The organism is Pseudomonas sp. NPDC087342 (genome assembly GCF_044744265.1).
GTDB lineage: Bacteria > Pseudomonadota > Gammaproteobacteria > Pseudomonadales > Pseudomonadaceae > Aquipseudomonas > Aquipseudomonas nunensis.
Genome location: NZ_JBIUXZ010000001.1, coordinates 1521871 through 1534137, shown reverse-complemented (window position 1 = coordinate 1534137; position 12267 = coordinate 1521871). Strand labels below are relative to the sequence as shown.

The following is a 12267-nucleotide window of genomic DNA, read 5'->3' as shown; positions in this document are numbered from 1 at the left end:
CGGGGGCAAGCCCCCTCGCCACAGGGAGTGTGTTCAGTTGGTGTCACTGGCTCAAACCCAACCGCTCATGCCACTCGGCAATCGACTCTTCTGGGTAAACATCGAACTCCTGATCCTTGGGCTTCACCTCAACCTCCACCCAAGACGCCTTCGAACCCAGCATCAAATGCGTGTGCTCCGGCGGCACCGGCAGCGGGGTGTCGATGGCCGAGGCGAACGGGTGGATCAGCTCCGGCCACTCCGGGCTGAACAGCCATAACCCGCTGCCGCACACCGAACAGAAATGCCGTTCTGCGGTGCTGCTATGCGCGCGTTTATCGCCGTCTTCCTTGAGCCGCGCATGGTAGATCGCAATGTGTTTGCGCCCGCGCACTTTCATGCTGTTGGCGTCGCCACTGATGTTGATCGCATAGCCGCCACCGCCCTGGGTCTTGCGGCAGATCGAGCAATAGCAACGCTGGTAAGGGTAGGGGTGGGCGCTGGTCAGATTGAACGACACCGCGCCGCAATGGCACGAACCTTCGAGCTGCATGACAACCTCCGGCGGTTCTTGAATGGACTCAAGACAGCCTAGACCCTCAGCGACTTTCGACCGGCACCAGAATCGCGTCGCCGGTCGCCACCAGTTTCAATTGGTCACCGGTTTGCGCGAACAACTCGGCACGGGCGAACACTTGCTTCTTGCCGGCCTTCACCACCCGGCCCTTGGCGATAAACACTTCACCGACCGCCGGGGCCAGGCAGTTGACCGAGAAGTGCGACGCCAGCACGTTCCCGGCCACCGTCCCGGCAGCAAACCCGCAGGCGGTGTCGAGCAGCGCGCCGATCAGCCCTGCGTGCAGGAAACCGGCGTATTGCGCCATATCCTCTTCTCGAAACGCCATAGTGAGGTCGGCTTCACCGCTCTCGGCGCGGGTCACTTCAAAACCAGCCCAGCGGTTGAAGGCTGAAGTTGAATTGATCTGTTTGAGTGCATTGAGCATGACGAATCCCTCCGGTTGAAATCACAACATGCGCCGGGTTTGGGGGGAAGTCATGGTGGATAAGAAAGGGTGATGGACGCAGGGATTTGTGGTGAATGGGCCGGGGAGCTTGCGAGCAAACTCGGCCGACCCGACTGGCCTGACGCCAGCCTGGGTGCTGGATCACGGTTCAGTTTCGTGGCAGCAATTGATCAATCATCTGCAAACAATGGCTCAATCCCGGTGACACATCGCCCACCCGTCGGCTGAGGATGATCGGTGAGGTGGCGTTGTCTTCCAGCAGCGGGGTGAAGCCTATGTCGTCGCGGTGCAGCAGTTGCACCGAGGCCGGCACCAGCGTGACGCCGATGCCAGCGCCCACCAGGCCGATCGCGGTTTGCAGTTCGTTGGTCCATTGCGCCACGTGGATGCTCACGCCATAGGATTCGAACAGGGCGATCACATGGTCGGCATAGCTCGGGCGCGGGTTGCCGGGGTAGAGCACGAAGGGTTCTTTCGCCAGCTCCCGCAGGCTGATAGGTCCTGCCAACAGCGGGTGGCCGGCGGGCAGGGCGGCGACCAGACGATCCTCGGTGAGCACGGTCTGGATGATCGCCGGGTCGTCGATACGGATCCGCCCGAAACCCACATCAATGCGCCCGGCCTTGAGCGCTTGCACCTGTTGCAGGGTGGTCATTTCCGAGAGCCCCAGTTCCAACTCCATACCCTCGGGGTTGCGCAATCGCCGAATCAGTTCCGGCAGCACGCCGTACAGCGTCGACGGCGCAAAACCGATGCCCAGCCAGGTCTTTTCACCGAGGCCGATCCGCCGCGTGTTGTCGCAGACCTTGCCCAGTTGCTCCAGCAGTGCACTGGAATGCTCATGGAAAAACCGTCCGGCGTCGGTCAGTTTCAGCGGCCGCCCACGTTCCAGCAACAGCACTCCGAGTTCGTCTTCCAGTTGCTGGATCTGGCGACTCAATGGCGGCTGGGCGATGTGCAACAGTTCGGCGGCGCGGGTGAAGTTGAGGGTTTGAGCCAACACCTGAAAATAACGCAGGTGACGCAGTTCCATGGAGCCTCCGGGCACTGACAGGTTGGATACCTTTAAGGTATCGAGCCAGACCAATTCTATATTGGCCGCCACGGAAAAGCCGTATGAGAATCCGATTTAGAACTTTAAGAACCTGACGGGTATCGACATGCGTGCAACAGCCATTCAATCGATCGAGACGATCATCGTCGATCTGCCGACCATCCGCCCGCACAAACTGGCGATGCACACCATGCAGAACCAGACCCTGGTGATCATCCGTGTGCGCTGCGCCGACGGCATCGAAGGCATCGGTGAATCCACCACCATCGGTGGCCTGGCTTATGGCAATGAAAGCCCGGACAGCATCAAGACCAACATCGACAAACACTTCGCGCCGCTACTGATCGGCGAGGACAGCGGCAACATCAACGCGGCGATGTTGCGTCTGGAGCGCTGCATTCGGGGTAATACGTTTGCCAAATCCGGCATCGAAACCGCGTTGCTCGACGCCCAGGGCAAGCGCCTTGGCCTGCCGGTCAGCGAGCTGTTGGGCGGTCGGGTTCGAGAAGCACTGCCGGTGGCCTGGACCCTGGCCAGCGGTGACACCGCGCAGGACATCGCCGAAGCGGAGAAAATGCTCGACCTGCGCCGCCACCGGATCTTCAAGCTGAAAATCGGTGCTGGCGAAGTCAACCGCGACCTGGCCCACGTCATCGCGATCAAGAAAGCCCTGGGCGATCGCGCCAGTGTGCGGGTCGATGTCAATCAGGCCTGGGACGAAGCGGTGGCACTGCGCGCCTGCCGGATCCTCGGCACCAACGGCATTGACCTGATCGAACAACCGATCTCGCGCAACAACCGCGCCGGCATGGCACGTTTGAACGCGATCAGCCCGGCGCCGATCATGGCCGACGAGTCCATAGAATGCGTCGAAGATGCCTTCAACCTGGCCCGCGAAGGTGCTGCCTCAGTGTTCGCGCTGAAAATCGCCAAGAATGGCGGCCCGCGCGCGGTGCTAAGAACCGCCGCGATTGCCGAAGCAGCCGGTATCGGCCTGTACGGCGGCACCATGCTCGAAGGCGGGATCGGCACGCTGGCCTCGGCCCACGCGTTTATCACCCTGAACAAACTCGCCTGGGACACCGAGCTGTTCGGCCCGTTGCTGCTGACCGAAGACATTCTCAGCGAGCCACTGATCTATCGCGATTTTGAGTTGCACGTACCGAACACGCCGGGCCTGGGCCTGAGCCTGGATGAGGAGCGCCTGGCGTTCTTGCGCCGCGACAAATCTTCCACTGCCGTTTATCAAGCCTGAGGAGAGCATCATGTTGTTCCACGTAAAAATGACCGTGAACCTGCCGCTCGACATCAACCCCGAACTCGCCACCCGGCTCAAGGCCGACGAGAAAGCCCTGGCCCTGCGCCTGCAAGAGCAGGGCAAATGGCGCCACCTGTGGCGCATCGCCGGGCACTACGCCAATTACAGCGTGTTCGATGTCGATAGCGTTCAGGAGTTGCACGACCTGCTGATGCAGTTGCCGCTGTTTCCGTACATGGCCATCGAGATCGATGCGCTGTGCCGGCATCCGTCTTCGATTCGCGAGGATGACCGCTGACCCCGGCCCGTTCAGTTCGCTACGCTAATAACTACAAGATGAGGAACCACCATGAACGTCAAGATTTCCCACACTGCCAGCGCCCAGAAGTTTCTCGAAGAGGCCAGCGGTCTGCTCAACGAGGCCGGTGATCCAAGGGTCAAGTCGCTGGTTTACCGGATCCTGCGGGATTCGGTGAACATCATCGAAGACCTCGCCGTGACCCCGGAAGAGTTCTGGAAAGCCGTGAATTACCTCAACGTGCTGGGTGCGCGTCAGGAGGCCGGTTTGTTGGTGGCCGGGCTCGGCCTGGAACATTACCTCGACCTGTTGATGGACGCCGAAGACGAGCAGGCCGGCAAGTCTGGCGGCACGCCGCGGACCATCGAAGGGCCGCTGTATGTGGCCGGTGCGCCATTGTCGGAAGGTGAGTCGCGGCTGGATGACGGTGTCGATCCGGGGGTGACCCTGTTCATGCAAGGCCGGGTGTTGAATACCGCTGGCGAACCGTTGGCCGGGGCGGTGGTGGATGTCTGGCACGCTAATACCGGTGGCACCTATTCGTACTTCGATGCCACGCAATCCGAATTCAACCTGCGTCGCCGGATCGTCACCGATGCCGAGGGCCGTTATCGTTTGCGCAGCATCGTGCCGTCGGGCTACGGCTGCCCGCCGGACGGTCCGACCCAGCAATTGCTCGATCAACTGGGTCGTCACGGGCAGCGGCCGGCGCATATCCACTTCTTTATCTCGGCGCCGGACCATCGCCACCTGACCACCCAGATCAACCTCGACGGCGACAAATACCTGCACGACGATTTCGCCTATGCCACCCGTGATGAGCTGATTGCACACATCACTTTCAGCGACGATCCGCAGCGTGCGGCGGCCCACGGTGTCAGCGGTCGATTTGCCGAAATCGACTTCGACTTCACCTTGCAGTCGTCCGCCCAGCCGGAGGAACAACAGCGCCATGAGCGGGTGCGTGCCCTGGAAGACTGACAGGTCCCCTGTGGGAGCGAGCCTGCTCGCGAAAGCGGAGTATCAGTCAACGGTGATGTTGAAGCTGATTCCGCCTTCGCGAGCAGGCTCGCTCCCACACACACATCAACAATAACAACGAGAGTGACCCGATGATGCACGCGCAACTGTTGAGTCAGCGCAGCAGAGTATTCGACCACGCCGACCCTTACGCGGTGTCGGGTTACGTCAATCAGCACGTCGGCAACCATTGCCTGCTGATGCCCCGTGCCGGCCAGCCGCTGGCCAGTCTCGATCACCGCAAATTCGCCAGCCTGGACTTGTGCCGCATCAGCTACGGCGCCAGCGTGCGGGTCACCTCGGGTGCGCTCCACAGCATTTATCACCTGCAAGTCTTGCTGCGCGGCCACTGTCTGTGGCGCGGGCATGGCCAGGAACACTACTTCGAACCCGGCGAGTTATTGCTGATCAACCCCGACGATCCGGTGGACCTGACCTATTCCGACGATTGCGAAAAATTCATCCTTAAAGTCCCGACCCGGTTGCTGGAGTCGGTGTGTGATGAGCAGCGCTGGGGTTATCCGGGGCAGGGCGTGCGGTTTCTGCAGAACCGTTATCAGCTCGATCAACTGGAGGGCTTCGTCAACCTGCTGGCGATGATTTGCCAGGAGGCCGAGGCCACCGAGCAGATTCTTAAAGTGCAGGAGCATTACGCGCAGATCATCATCAGCAAGATGCTCAGCCTGATGAAAACCAATGTGAGCCGGGTCAGCCTCGGCGCGCCGTCGGCCAACTTCGAGAGGATTGCCGACTACATTGCGCGCAACCTCAAGCAAGACATCGACAGCGAAGCACTGGCGCGTCAGGCGCGGATGAGTGTGCGTTCGCTGTATGGCCTGTTCGAACGTAACGCCGGGGCCACGCCGAAAAACTACATCCGCCAGAAACGCCTGGAGCGCATCAACGCCTGCCTCAGCGACCCGACCTGCAACGTGCGCAACGTCACGGAAGTGGCGATGGATTACGGCTTCCTGCATCTGGGACGGTTTTCCGACAGCTATCGCAAGCAGTTTGGCGAGTTGCCGTCGGACACCCTCAAGCGCCGGCACTGAAACATCGCAAAGCACCTGTAGCAGCTGTCGAGCCTGCGAGGCTGCGTTCGAGTGCGAAGCGCTCGCCAAGGAACAACGCGCTCTGCCTGCAATGCCGGGGAGCCATTTTGCGAGCGCTTCGCACTCGAACGCAGCCTCGCAGGCTCGACAGCTGCTACGTGTACGTTTAAGTGTACTTGTGCGTGTGCGTGTGCGTGTGCATCTGCTGCTGCACTAAACGGATAAAGGTCTGCACCCATCGGATAGTCCGCCCCGTCCCCCCGTCCTAGCATGGCCCTGCCTGAATAAAAACAATGGAGGCGGCGGCCATTTCCCTGCGACCCGAATACCTTCACTCCCTGCTGGAAGACGACAAAGAACACGGCATCTACCGCTGCAAACGCGAGATGTTCACCGACCCGCGCCTGTTCGACCTGGAGATGCAACACATCTTCGAAGGCAACTGGCTGTACCTGGCACATGAAAGCCAGATCCCCAATATCAACGATTTCTACACCACCACCATGGGCCGCCAGTCGATCTTTATCGCGCGCAACAAGGCTGGCGAACTCAACGCATTCATCAATGCCTGCAGCCATCGCGGCGCCATGCTGTGCCGGCACAAGACCGGCAACAAAAGCTCCTACACCTGCCCATTTCACGGCTGGACCTTCAACAACTCCGGCAAGCTGCTCAAGGTCAAGGACCCGGCCGAAGCGGGTTACCCAACGAGTTTCAACTGCGAGGGCTCCCACGACCTGACCAAGGTCGCGCGGTTCGAGTCCTATCGCGGTTTCCTGTTCGGCAGCCTCAAGGCCGATGTGGTGCCGCTGGTGGAGCACTTGGGAGAGTCGGCGAAGATCATCGACATGATCGTCGACCAGTCCGCCGATGGCCTTGAAGTGCTGCGCGGTTCCTCCAGCTACATCTACGAAGGCAACTGGAAACTCACCGCCGAAAACGGCGCCGACGGTTACCACGTCAGCTCGGTACACTGGAACTACGCGGCCACCCAGAACCAGCGCAAACAGCGTGAGGCCGGCGAAGACATCCGCACCATGAGCGCCGGCACCTGGGCCAAGCAGGGCGGCGGTTTTTACTCGTTCGACAAGGGCCACATGCTGCTCTGGACCCGTTGGTCCAACCCCGAGGACCGTCCATTGTTCGAACGTCGCGACGAGTTGGCCCGAGACTTCGGCCAGGCCCGCGCCGACTGGATGATCGAGAACTCGCGCAACCTGTGCCTGTACCCGAACGTGTACCTGATGGACCAGTTCAGCTCACAGATTCGCATCGCCCGGCCGATCTCGGTCAACCGCACGGAAATCACCATTTATTGCATCGCTCCCAAAGGTGAAAGCGACAGTGCGCGGTCGAGCCGGATTCGCCAGTACGAGGACTTTTTCAACGTCAGCGGCATGGCCACCCCGGACGATCTGGAGGAATTTCGCTCGTGCCAGACCGGCTATCAGGGCAGCGTCACCACTTGGAACGACATGTCCCGTGGCGCCGAACACTGGGTCGAAGGTGCCGATGACGCAGCCCGGGAAATCGACCTGCACCCGTTGCTCAGCGGTGTGCGCACTGAAGACGAAGGCCTGTTCGTGCTGCAACACAAATACTGGCAACAGACGATGCTCAAGGCGCTGGCCGCTGAACAGCCCGAGCTGATCGACGTGGAGGCCGTGCAATGACCATCACCTACGAAGCCGTGCGCGACTTTCTCTACCGCGAAGCGCGCTACCTCGACGACAAACAATGGGACGACTGGCTGGAACTGTACGCCGCCGATGCGTCGTTCTGGATGCCGTCGTGGGACGACAACGACGAGCTCACCGAAGACCCGCAGCGGGAAATCTCGCTGATCTGGTACGGCAATCGCACCGGCCTGGAAGACCGCATCTACCGCATCAAGACCGAGCGCTCCAGCGCGAGCATTCCGGACACCCGCACCTCACACAACATCAGCAATATCGAGCTGCTCGAACACGCCGATGGCCTGTGCAAGGTGCGCTTCAACTGGCACACCCTGAGCTTTCGCTACAAGACCGTCGACAGCTATTTCGGCAGCAGTTTCTACACCCTCGATGTGCGCGGCGAAAACCCGCTGATCAAGGCCAAGAAAGTGATCCTGAAGAACGATTACGTTCGCCAGGTCATCGACGTTTACCACTTGTGAGGCGGCCGTCATGACTCATTCCATCGCGTTCAATTTCGAAGACGGCGTCACCCGGTTCATCGACGCCAATCCCGACGAAACCGTGGCCGACGCCGCGTACCGCCAGGGAATCAATATCCCGCTGGACTGCCGTGACGGCGCCTGCGGCACCTGCAAATGTTTCGCCGAGGCCGGTCGTTATGACTTGGGCGACGAGTACATCGAAGACGCTCTCAGCGCCGATGAAGCCGAGCAGGGTTTTGTCCTGACCTGCCAGATGCGTGCCCAGAGCGATTGCGTGGTGCGGGTGCCGGTTGCGTCGGATGTCTGCCGCACTCGCCAGGCCAGTTTTGAAGCCACCATCAGCAACCTGCGCCAGTTGTCCGACAGCACCATCGCGCTGTCGATCAAGGGCGAGGCGTTGAGCAAACTGGCGTTCCTGCCGGGGCAATACGTGAACCTCGGGGTGCCCGGCAGCGAGCAGACCCGTGCGTATTCCTTCAGCTCGTTGCAGCGTGACGGCGAGGTCAGTTTCCTGATTCGCAACGTGCCCGGCGGCTTGATGAGCAGCTTCCTCACCGGCATGGCCAAGGCTGGCGACAGCATGACCCTGGCCGGACCGCTGGGCAGTTTCTACCTGCGTGAAATCCGCCGACCGCTGTTATTGCTGGCGGGCGGCACCGGCCTGGCACCGTTCACCGCGATGCTGGAGAAAATTGCCGAGCAGGGCAGTGAGCAACCGCTGCATCTGATTTACGGCGTGACCAATGACTTCGATCTCGTGGAGCTGGATCGACTGGAAGCCTTCGCTGCGCGCATCCCGAATTTCAGCTTCAGCGCCTGCGTGGCCAACCCCGACAGCCAGCATCCGCTCAAGGGCTACGTGACCCAGCACATCGAGCCCCGGCATTTGAACGATGGCGACGTGGACGTCTACCTGTGCGGCCCGCCGCCGATGGTCGAAGCGGTCAGCCAGTTCATCCGCGAGCAGGGCATCGCGCCGGCCAATTTCTACTACGAAAAGTTTGCCGCCAGCGCGGCGTGACTATCTTCGCCACAACTTATTTTTGTAGCAGCTGGCGGAGCCTGCGTTCGGCTGCGGAGCAGTCGTGATATCAGGCGACGCGGTATTCCAGGAAGACCTCGCGCTCAGGTTTTACGACTGCTTCGCAGCCGAACGCAGGCTTCGCCAGCTGCTACAGATCGCGTTTTGTGCAAGTGAGGGATATATGAACAGGTTTCAGGAAAAAGTCGTGCTGATCACCGGCGCCGCCCAAGGCATCGGCCGGCGGGTTGCCGAGCGGATGGCGGCGGAGGGCGCGCGGTTGATTCTGGTCGATCGTTCGGAGCTGATATTCGAGGTGCAACAGCAATTGGGCCAGGCCCATCAGGTGCTCGCGCTGACCGCCGATCTTGAGCAGTACAGCGAATGCAGTCGCGTGATCAAAACCGCCGTCGAGCGCTTTGGGCGCCTGGATGTGCTGGTCAACAACGTCGGCGGGACGATCTGGGCCAAGCCGTTCGAGCATTACGAAGAACAGCAGATCGAGGCCGAAGTCCGGCGCTCGCTGTTTCCGACGCTGTGGTGTTGCCATGCCGCGCTGCCATTCATGCTGGAGCAAGGCAGCGGCGCGATCGTCAATGTGTCCTCCATTGCCACCCGCAGCCTCAATCGCGTGCCTTACGGCGCGGCAAAGGGCGGAGTGAATGCACTGACCGCGTGCCTGGCCTTCGAGACCGCCGGGCGCGGGGTTCGGGTGAATGCCACGGCGCCCGGCGGAACCGATGCGCCACCGCGTGCGATTCCGCGCAACAGCGCCGGGCAAAGTGCCCAGGAACAGGTCTGGTATCAACAGATCGTCGACCAGACCCTCGACAGCAGTTTGATGAAGCGTTACGGCACGCTGGATGAGCAGGCAAGCGCTATCCTGTTTCTGGCCAGCGACGAGGCCTCGTACATCACCGGGATGATCATGCCGGTGGGCGGTGGCGATCTGGGCTGAGCACCTTACAAGCGGCGCTGAAACGCTTTGACGATTCGCAGCGTGGCGTCGCTGGTTTTCAGGTTGTGGACGGCGTCCAGTGGATGCCACATGCAATCGATAATCTCGTTGAGCGGCCGGGCTTCATGCAGGTTCACCACCGACGCTTCATAAACATGGTGGCGGGTGCTGCCGTCCTCCAGCTCCATCAGGTACAGCATGCCGTCGACCCCAAGCCCGGTTTCTTCCGCCAGTTCCCGCACAGCGGCGTCCATTTTGGTTTCGCCTGGCTCGACCTTTCCGCCGGGCAAGGTCCAGCGACACCTTGGCTTGCGCACCAAGAGGACGTGTCGGTCTTGCTCGCAAATAACGGTGGCGCGTACTTTCATGTGTTACCTGATTGCTCGTTTGTCATAAAACAGTCATAAAACTGCAATATTAGGGCCAAGGCCCCGTATTTCGGCGGTTTCAAGGGTTGGAGTTGCCGCGCAAGCCGAAAGTGCCACCCGATGTCGCGACGTCTGGTCGGCACCCGCGCCGGGGCCGGGTGTAAGGTAGGCCGGTCAATCTTTGATTTTCACTGCCCAAAAGGAGGTGACTATGAGCATTGAGATGCTGACCAAGATGCACATGAACGGTTACGACGTACTCAGCGTGAACCACGGCCCATGGCGGGTGTGCACCAAAGGTGACCGCCTGGGTGCCTTTGGCAGCCGTGAAGAGGCACTCGCATTCGCCGCATCCTTGCCGGCCTACAAGGCGCGGGCGAGTCGGCCGGCGCGTAGCCAGTAGTTAATGTCGTACGAGTAGCCCCGGCCTGTGTCGGGGCTTTTTTTATGGGGGGGGCGACCGCCATCATTGCCCATGCCGCCGGTGAGCCGGGAGAGGCGTTATTGAGGTTTCGTTCGGCTGATGTGCCGCGCCTTGACCTCCTCGGCGTAGCTCTTCAGCCGTTCTTCGTCCCCCTGGAGCACTTCCCGCAGACGTAGGGCTACTTGCGCATCCACTTCATTGCCGGCCTGGCGAAACTGCTCCGCCAGGCGCAAAAGTTCTACCGCCGACCACCGCAGATTCGACTCCACGCCCTGGAGGTCGCGCCGAAGTTCCTGTTCGAGTTCGTTAAGCCACATGATGATCTCCTGCAAAATCCCCGCTACGAAAGATTAGCCCCGTTTGCCGCGCCGGGTGTTCCGTTCGTAAGGCCGCGTGGCGGTCTGTCGCTTTTACCAATCGTTCGCTGGATGTCTTTGCAACGACGCGTTACATTCGCCGTTTTTCAGGATAAGGAAGCATCATGCGGATGTTGATAGCGGGGGTAGCGGTGGCTATGTTGGCGGGTTGCTCATTGCCCGCGTCCCTGGTTCCCGGCGAGCCCAATGTCAGCAAATACAGCAGCAAGCCGCCCAAAGACTACGTCGCGTGCGTGCTGCCGTTGTGGCAGCAGCAGATTCCCAAGACCACTCAGATTGGCATTTCCAACGGCTATCGCCTGACCGCGCCGAGCATCATCACGGCGGACGAGATCCTGGATATCGTGAAGTCGAAGGATGGCAGCCGGGTGTCGTTGTATCAGGGGCCGCCGTGGGCGAAATCGGCGGCGATGCGGCAGGCGGTGCGCGACTGCCTGTAAGACTGGGTATTGAATATGCAAAAAGCCGAAGCCGGATGATTCCAGCTTCGGCTTTTTTTTGTGGCGAGCGAGCTTGCTCGCCACAGTTAATTAGTCGGTGATGTCGGTCAGCGTGATGTTCTGCTCGCTGCCGATGCCTTTCTTCTCCCGTCGATCCACCAGCCATTCATCCACCTGCCCGGCAAACTCCGGCGGGGCCTTGCGTCCGACCTTTCGGGCCAGGTCCAGAATGGTGGTCTGGGCGAGGGCGTCTTCCATACGTTTCTGCGCGGTCATCATTGCCCCGTGCACTGCGCAGCCACCGTCCAGCGCCCAGGCTGGCGCCGAGCCTTCGAACAAGGCGCAACGTCCACGAATCTCGCGGCAATCAAAGATCAGCTTCTGGCCGTCGATGGCGTTGACGATATCCAGCAGGGTGATTTCATCGGCAAACCTGGCCAGTTTGAAACCACCGCGCACGCCTTCAGTGGCCACCACCAGTTTGGCCTTGGCCAGTTTGGTGAAGATCTTGGCCAGATAATCCAGCGGCACGCCTTGCAGCTCCGCGAGGTCGCGCACGCTCGCCTCGCGGGAGTCGCCGCCATTGCCCACCAGAAAAAGCAGGCAATGAATGCCGTACTCAACGCCTGCGCTGTAAAGAGACATAGTGATCTCCGACTAATATAGTCGTAAATATTAGCAGCGAAACGGGAGGGCGGCAACGCGCTTCATCGGCTGCGGTTGCTGGGTGCTTCATGTTTTTAAGATGCGCCGGGCCAGTGATGGCCGGTTTAGAAGGGTTGCACAAACAGATCTGATAAACCGATTGGAATGATCAGTAATGTTGACTTGT

General features: G+C 60.5%; 16 protein-coding genes. 10 read left to right on the top strand and 6 right to left on the bottom strand.

Annotated features, from left to right (window positions below):
• Positions 1 to 43 precede the first annotated feature (43 nt).
• From ACIOYV_RS06930 to ACIOYV_RS06920, 3 genes are all read right to left on the bottom strand, one after another.
• Positions 44 to 532: a GFA family protein gene (locus ACIOYV_RS06930; protein WP_401322134.1), complete on the bottom strand. Its 489-nt coding sequence runs from the start codon at positions 530 to 532 to the stop codon at positions 44 to 46.
• Positions 533 to 578: 46 nt separating this feature from the next.
• The gene (locus ACIOYV_RS06925; RefSeq protein ID WP_163909730.1) at positions 579 to 983 is read right to left on the bottom strand and encodes a PaaI family thioesterase; all 405 of its coding nucleotides are present in this window, start codon (positions 981 to 983) and stop codon (positions 579 to 581) included.
• Between the two features lie 169 nt (positions 984 to 1152).
• Positions 1153 to 2037, bottom strand: a complete 885-nt coding sequence (locus ACIOYV_RS06920; protein ID WP_401322131.1) for a LysR family transcriptional regulator — start codon at positions 2035 to 2037, stop codon at positions 1153 to 1155.
• A 127-nt stretch (positions 2038 to 2164) separates the two neighbouring features.
• Between ACIOYV_RS06920 and ACIOYV_RS06915 the strand changes: the two genes are divergently transcribed.
• From ACIOYV_RS06915 to ACIOYV_RS06880, 8 genes are all read left to right on the top strand, one after another.
• Positions 2165 to 3313: a muconate cycloisomerase family protein gene (locus tag ACIOYV_RS06915; protein WP_401322129.1), complete on the top strand. Its 1149-nt coding sequence runs from the start codon at positions 2165 to 2167 to the stop codon at positions 3311 to 3313.
• A 10-nt stretch (positions 3314 to 3323) separates the two neighbouring features.
• Positions 3324 to 3614 carry a muconolactone Delta-isomerase gene (gene catC, locus ACIOYV_RS06910; RefSeq protein WP_401322126.1) on the top strand — a complete coding sequence of 97 codons (291 nt, stop codon included), beginning with the start codon at positions 3324 to 3326 and terminating at the stop codon, positions 3612 to 3614.
• Positions 3615 to 3665: 51 nt separating this feature from the next.
• Positions 3666 to 4595 (top strand): catechol 1,2-dioxygenase, encoded by a 930-nt coding sequence (gene catA, locus ACIOYV_RS06905; protein ID WP_401322124.1) that lies wholly within the window; start codon positions 3666 to 3668, stop codon positions 4593 to 4595.
• Between the two features lie 131 nt (positions 4596 to 4726).
• Positions 4727 to 5686, top strand: coding sequence for an AraC family transcriptional regulator (locus tag ACIOYV_RS06900; protein ID WP_401322121.1), 960 nt, complete (start codon positions 4727 to 4729; stop codon positions 5684 to 5686).
• Positions 5687 to 5994: 308 nt separating this feature from the next.
• The gene (gene benA, locus ACIOYV_RS06895) at positions 5995 to 7359 is read left to right on the top strand and encodes a benzoate 1,2-dioxygenase large subunit (RefSeq protein ID WP_401322628.1); all 1365 of its coding nucleotides are present in this window, start codon (positions 5995 to 5997) and stop codon (positions 7357 to 7359) included.
• Positions 7356 to 7844 carry a benzoate 1,2-dioxygenase small subunit gene (gene benB / locus ACIOYV_RS06890; RefSeq protein WP_401322118.1) on the top strand — a complete coding sequence of 163 codons (489 nt, stop codon included), beginning with the start codon at positions 7356 to 7358 and terminating at the stop codon, positions 7842 to 7844. The genes benA and benB overlap by 4 nt, the downstream gene beginning before the upstream one ends.
• Before the next feature lie 10 nt (positions 7845 to 7854).
• On the top strand, positions 7855 to 8868 hold the full coding sequence (gene benC / locus ACIOYV_RS06885; protein WP_290027230.1) for a benzoate 1,2-dioxygenase electron transfer component BenC: 1014 nt from the start codon (positions 7855 to 7857) through the stop codon (positions 8866 to 8868).
• Positions 8869 to 9052: 184 nt separating this feature from the next.
• Entirely contained in the window at positions 9053 to 9826 is a 774-nt protein-coding gene (locus ACIOYV_RS06880) for a 1,6-dihydroxycyclohexa-2,4-diene-1-carboxylate dehydrogenase (RefSeq protein WP_401322115.1), read from the top strand.
• A 5-nt stretch (positions 9827 to 9831) separates the two neighbouring features.
• Here the strand turns inward: ACIOYV_RS06880 and ACIOYV_RS06875 are convergent, their stop codons facing one another.
• Positions 9832 to 10194, bottom strand: a complete 363-nt coding sequence (locus ACIOYV_RS06875) for an NUDIX hydrolase (protein ID WP_163914480.1) — start codon at positions 10192 to 10194, stop codon at positions 9832 to 9834.
• Between the two features lie 211 nt (positions 10195 to 10405).
• Between ACIOYV_RS06875 and ACIOYV_RS06870 the strand changes: the two genes are divergently transcribed.
• Positions 10406 to 10597 carry an SPOR domain-containing protein gene (locus tag ACIOYV_RS06870; protein ID WP_163914482.1) on the top strand — a complete coding sequence of 64 codons (192 nt, stop codon included), beginning with the start codon at positions 10406 to 10408 and terminating at the stop codon, positions 10595 to 10597.
• Positions 10598 to 10695: 98 nt separating this feature from the next.
• On the opposite strand, the gene ACIOYV_RS06865 is transcribed toward ACIOYV_RS06870, so the two are convergent.
• Positions 10696 to 10935, bottom strand: coding sequence for a hypothetical protein (locus ACIOYV_RS06865; protein ID WP_054050678.1), 240 nt, complete (start codon positions 10933 to 10935; stop codon positions 10696 to 10698).
• A 164-nt stretch (positions 10936 to 11099) separates the two neighbouring features.
• Here ACIOYV_RS06865 and ACIOYV_RS06860 point away from each other — a divergent pair, with 164 nt between their 5' ends.
• Positions 11100 to 11435: a hypothetical protein gene (locus ACIOYV_RS06860; RefSeq protein WP_401322110.1), complete on the top strand. Its 336-nt coding sequence runs from the start codon at positions 11100 to 11102 to the stop codon at positions 11433 to 11435.
• 90 nt (positions 11436 to 11525) lie between these two features.
• On the opposite strand, the gene ACIOYV_RS06855 is transcribed toward ACIOYV_RS06860, so the two are convergent.
• Entirely contained in the window at positions 11526 to 12080 is a 555-nt protein-coding gene (locus ACIOYV_RS06855; RefSeq protein WP_265038923.1) for an Rrf2 family transcriptional regulator, read from the bottom strand.
• Positions 12081 to 12267 lie beyond the last annotated feature (187 nt).

Coding starts and splice junctions, on each gene's coding strand:
- ACIOYV_RS06875 (WP_163914480.1), bottom strand. CDS start 10,194: ATGAAAGTACGCGCCACCGTTATTTGCGAGCAAGACCGACACGTCCTC.
- benB (WP_401322118.1), top strand. CDS start 7,356: ATGACCATCACCTACGAAGCCGTGCGCGACTTTCTCTACCGCGAAGCG.
- ACIOYV_RS06870 (WP_163914482.1), top strand. CDS start 10,406: ATGAGCATTGAGATGCTGACCAAGATGCACATGAACGGTTACGACGTA.
- ACIOYV_RS06925 (WP_163909730.1), bottom strand. CDS start 983: ATGCTCAATGCACTCAAACAGATCAATTCAACTTCAGCCTTCAACCGC.
- ACIOYV_RS06865 (WP_054050678.1), bottom strand. CDS start 10,935: ATGTGGCTTAACGAACTCGAACAGGAACTTCGGCGCGACCTCCAGGGC.
- catC (WP_401322126.1), top strand. CDS start 3,324: ATGTTGTTCCACGTAAAAATGACCGTGAACCTGCCGCTCGACATCAAC.
- ACIOYV_RS06900 (WP_401322121.1), top strand. CDS start 4,727: ATGATGCACGCGCAACTGTTGAGTCAGCGCAGCAGAGTATTCGACCAC.
- ACIOYV_RS06880 (WP_401322115.1), top strand. CDS start 9,053: ATGAACAGGTTTCAGGAAAAAGTCGTGCTGATCACCGGCGCCGCCCAA.
- benC (WP_290027230.1), top strand. CDS start 7,855: ATGACTCATTCCATCGCGTTCAATTTCGAAGACGGCGTCACCCGGTTC.
- ACIOYV_RS06855 (WP_265038923.1), bottom strand. CDS start 12,080: ATGTCTCTTTACAGCGCAGGCGTTGAGTACGGCATTCATTGCCTGCTT.
- ACIOYV_RS06860 (WP_401322110.1), top strand. CDS start 11,100: ATGCGGATGTTGATAGCGGGGGTAGCGGTGGCTATGTTGGCGGGTTGC.
- ACIOYV_RS06930 (WP_401322134.1), bottom strand. CDS start 532: ATGCAGCTCGAAGGTTCGTGCCATTGCGGCGCGGTGTCGTTCAATCTG.
- ACIOYV_RS06915 (WP_401322129.1), top strand. CDS start 2,165: ATGCGTGCAACAGCCATTCAATCGATCGAGACGATCATCGTCGATCTG.
- ACIOYV_RS06920 (WP_401322131.1), bottom strand. CDS start 2,037: ATGGAACTGCGTCACCTGCGTTATTTTCAGGTGTTGGCTCAAACCCTC.
- catA (WP_401322124.1), top strand. CDS start 3,666: ATGAACGTCAAGATTTCCCACACTGCCAGCGCCCAGAAGTTTCTCGAA.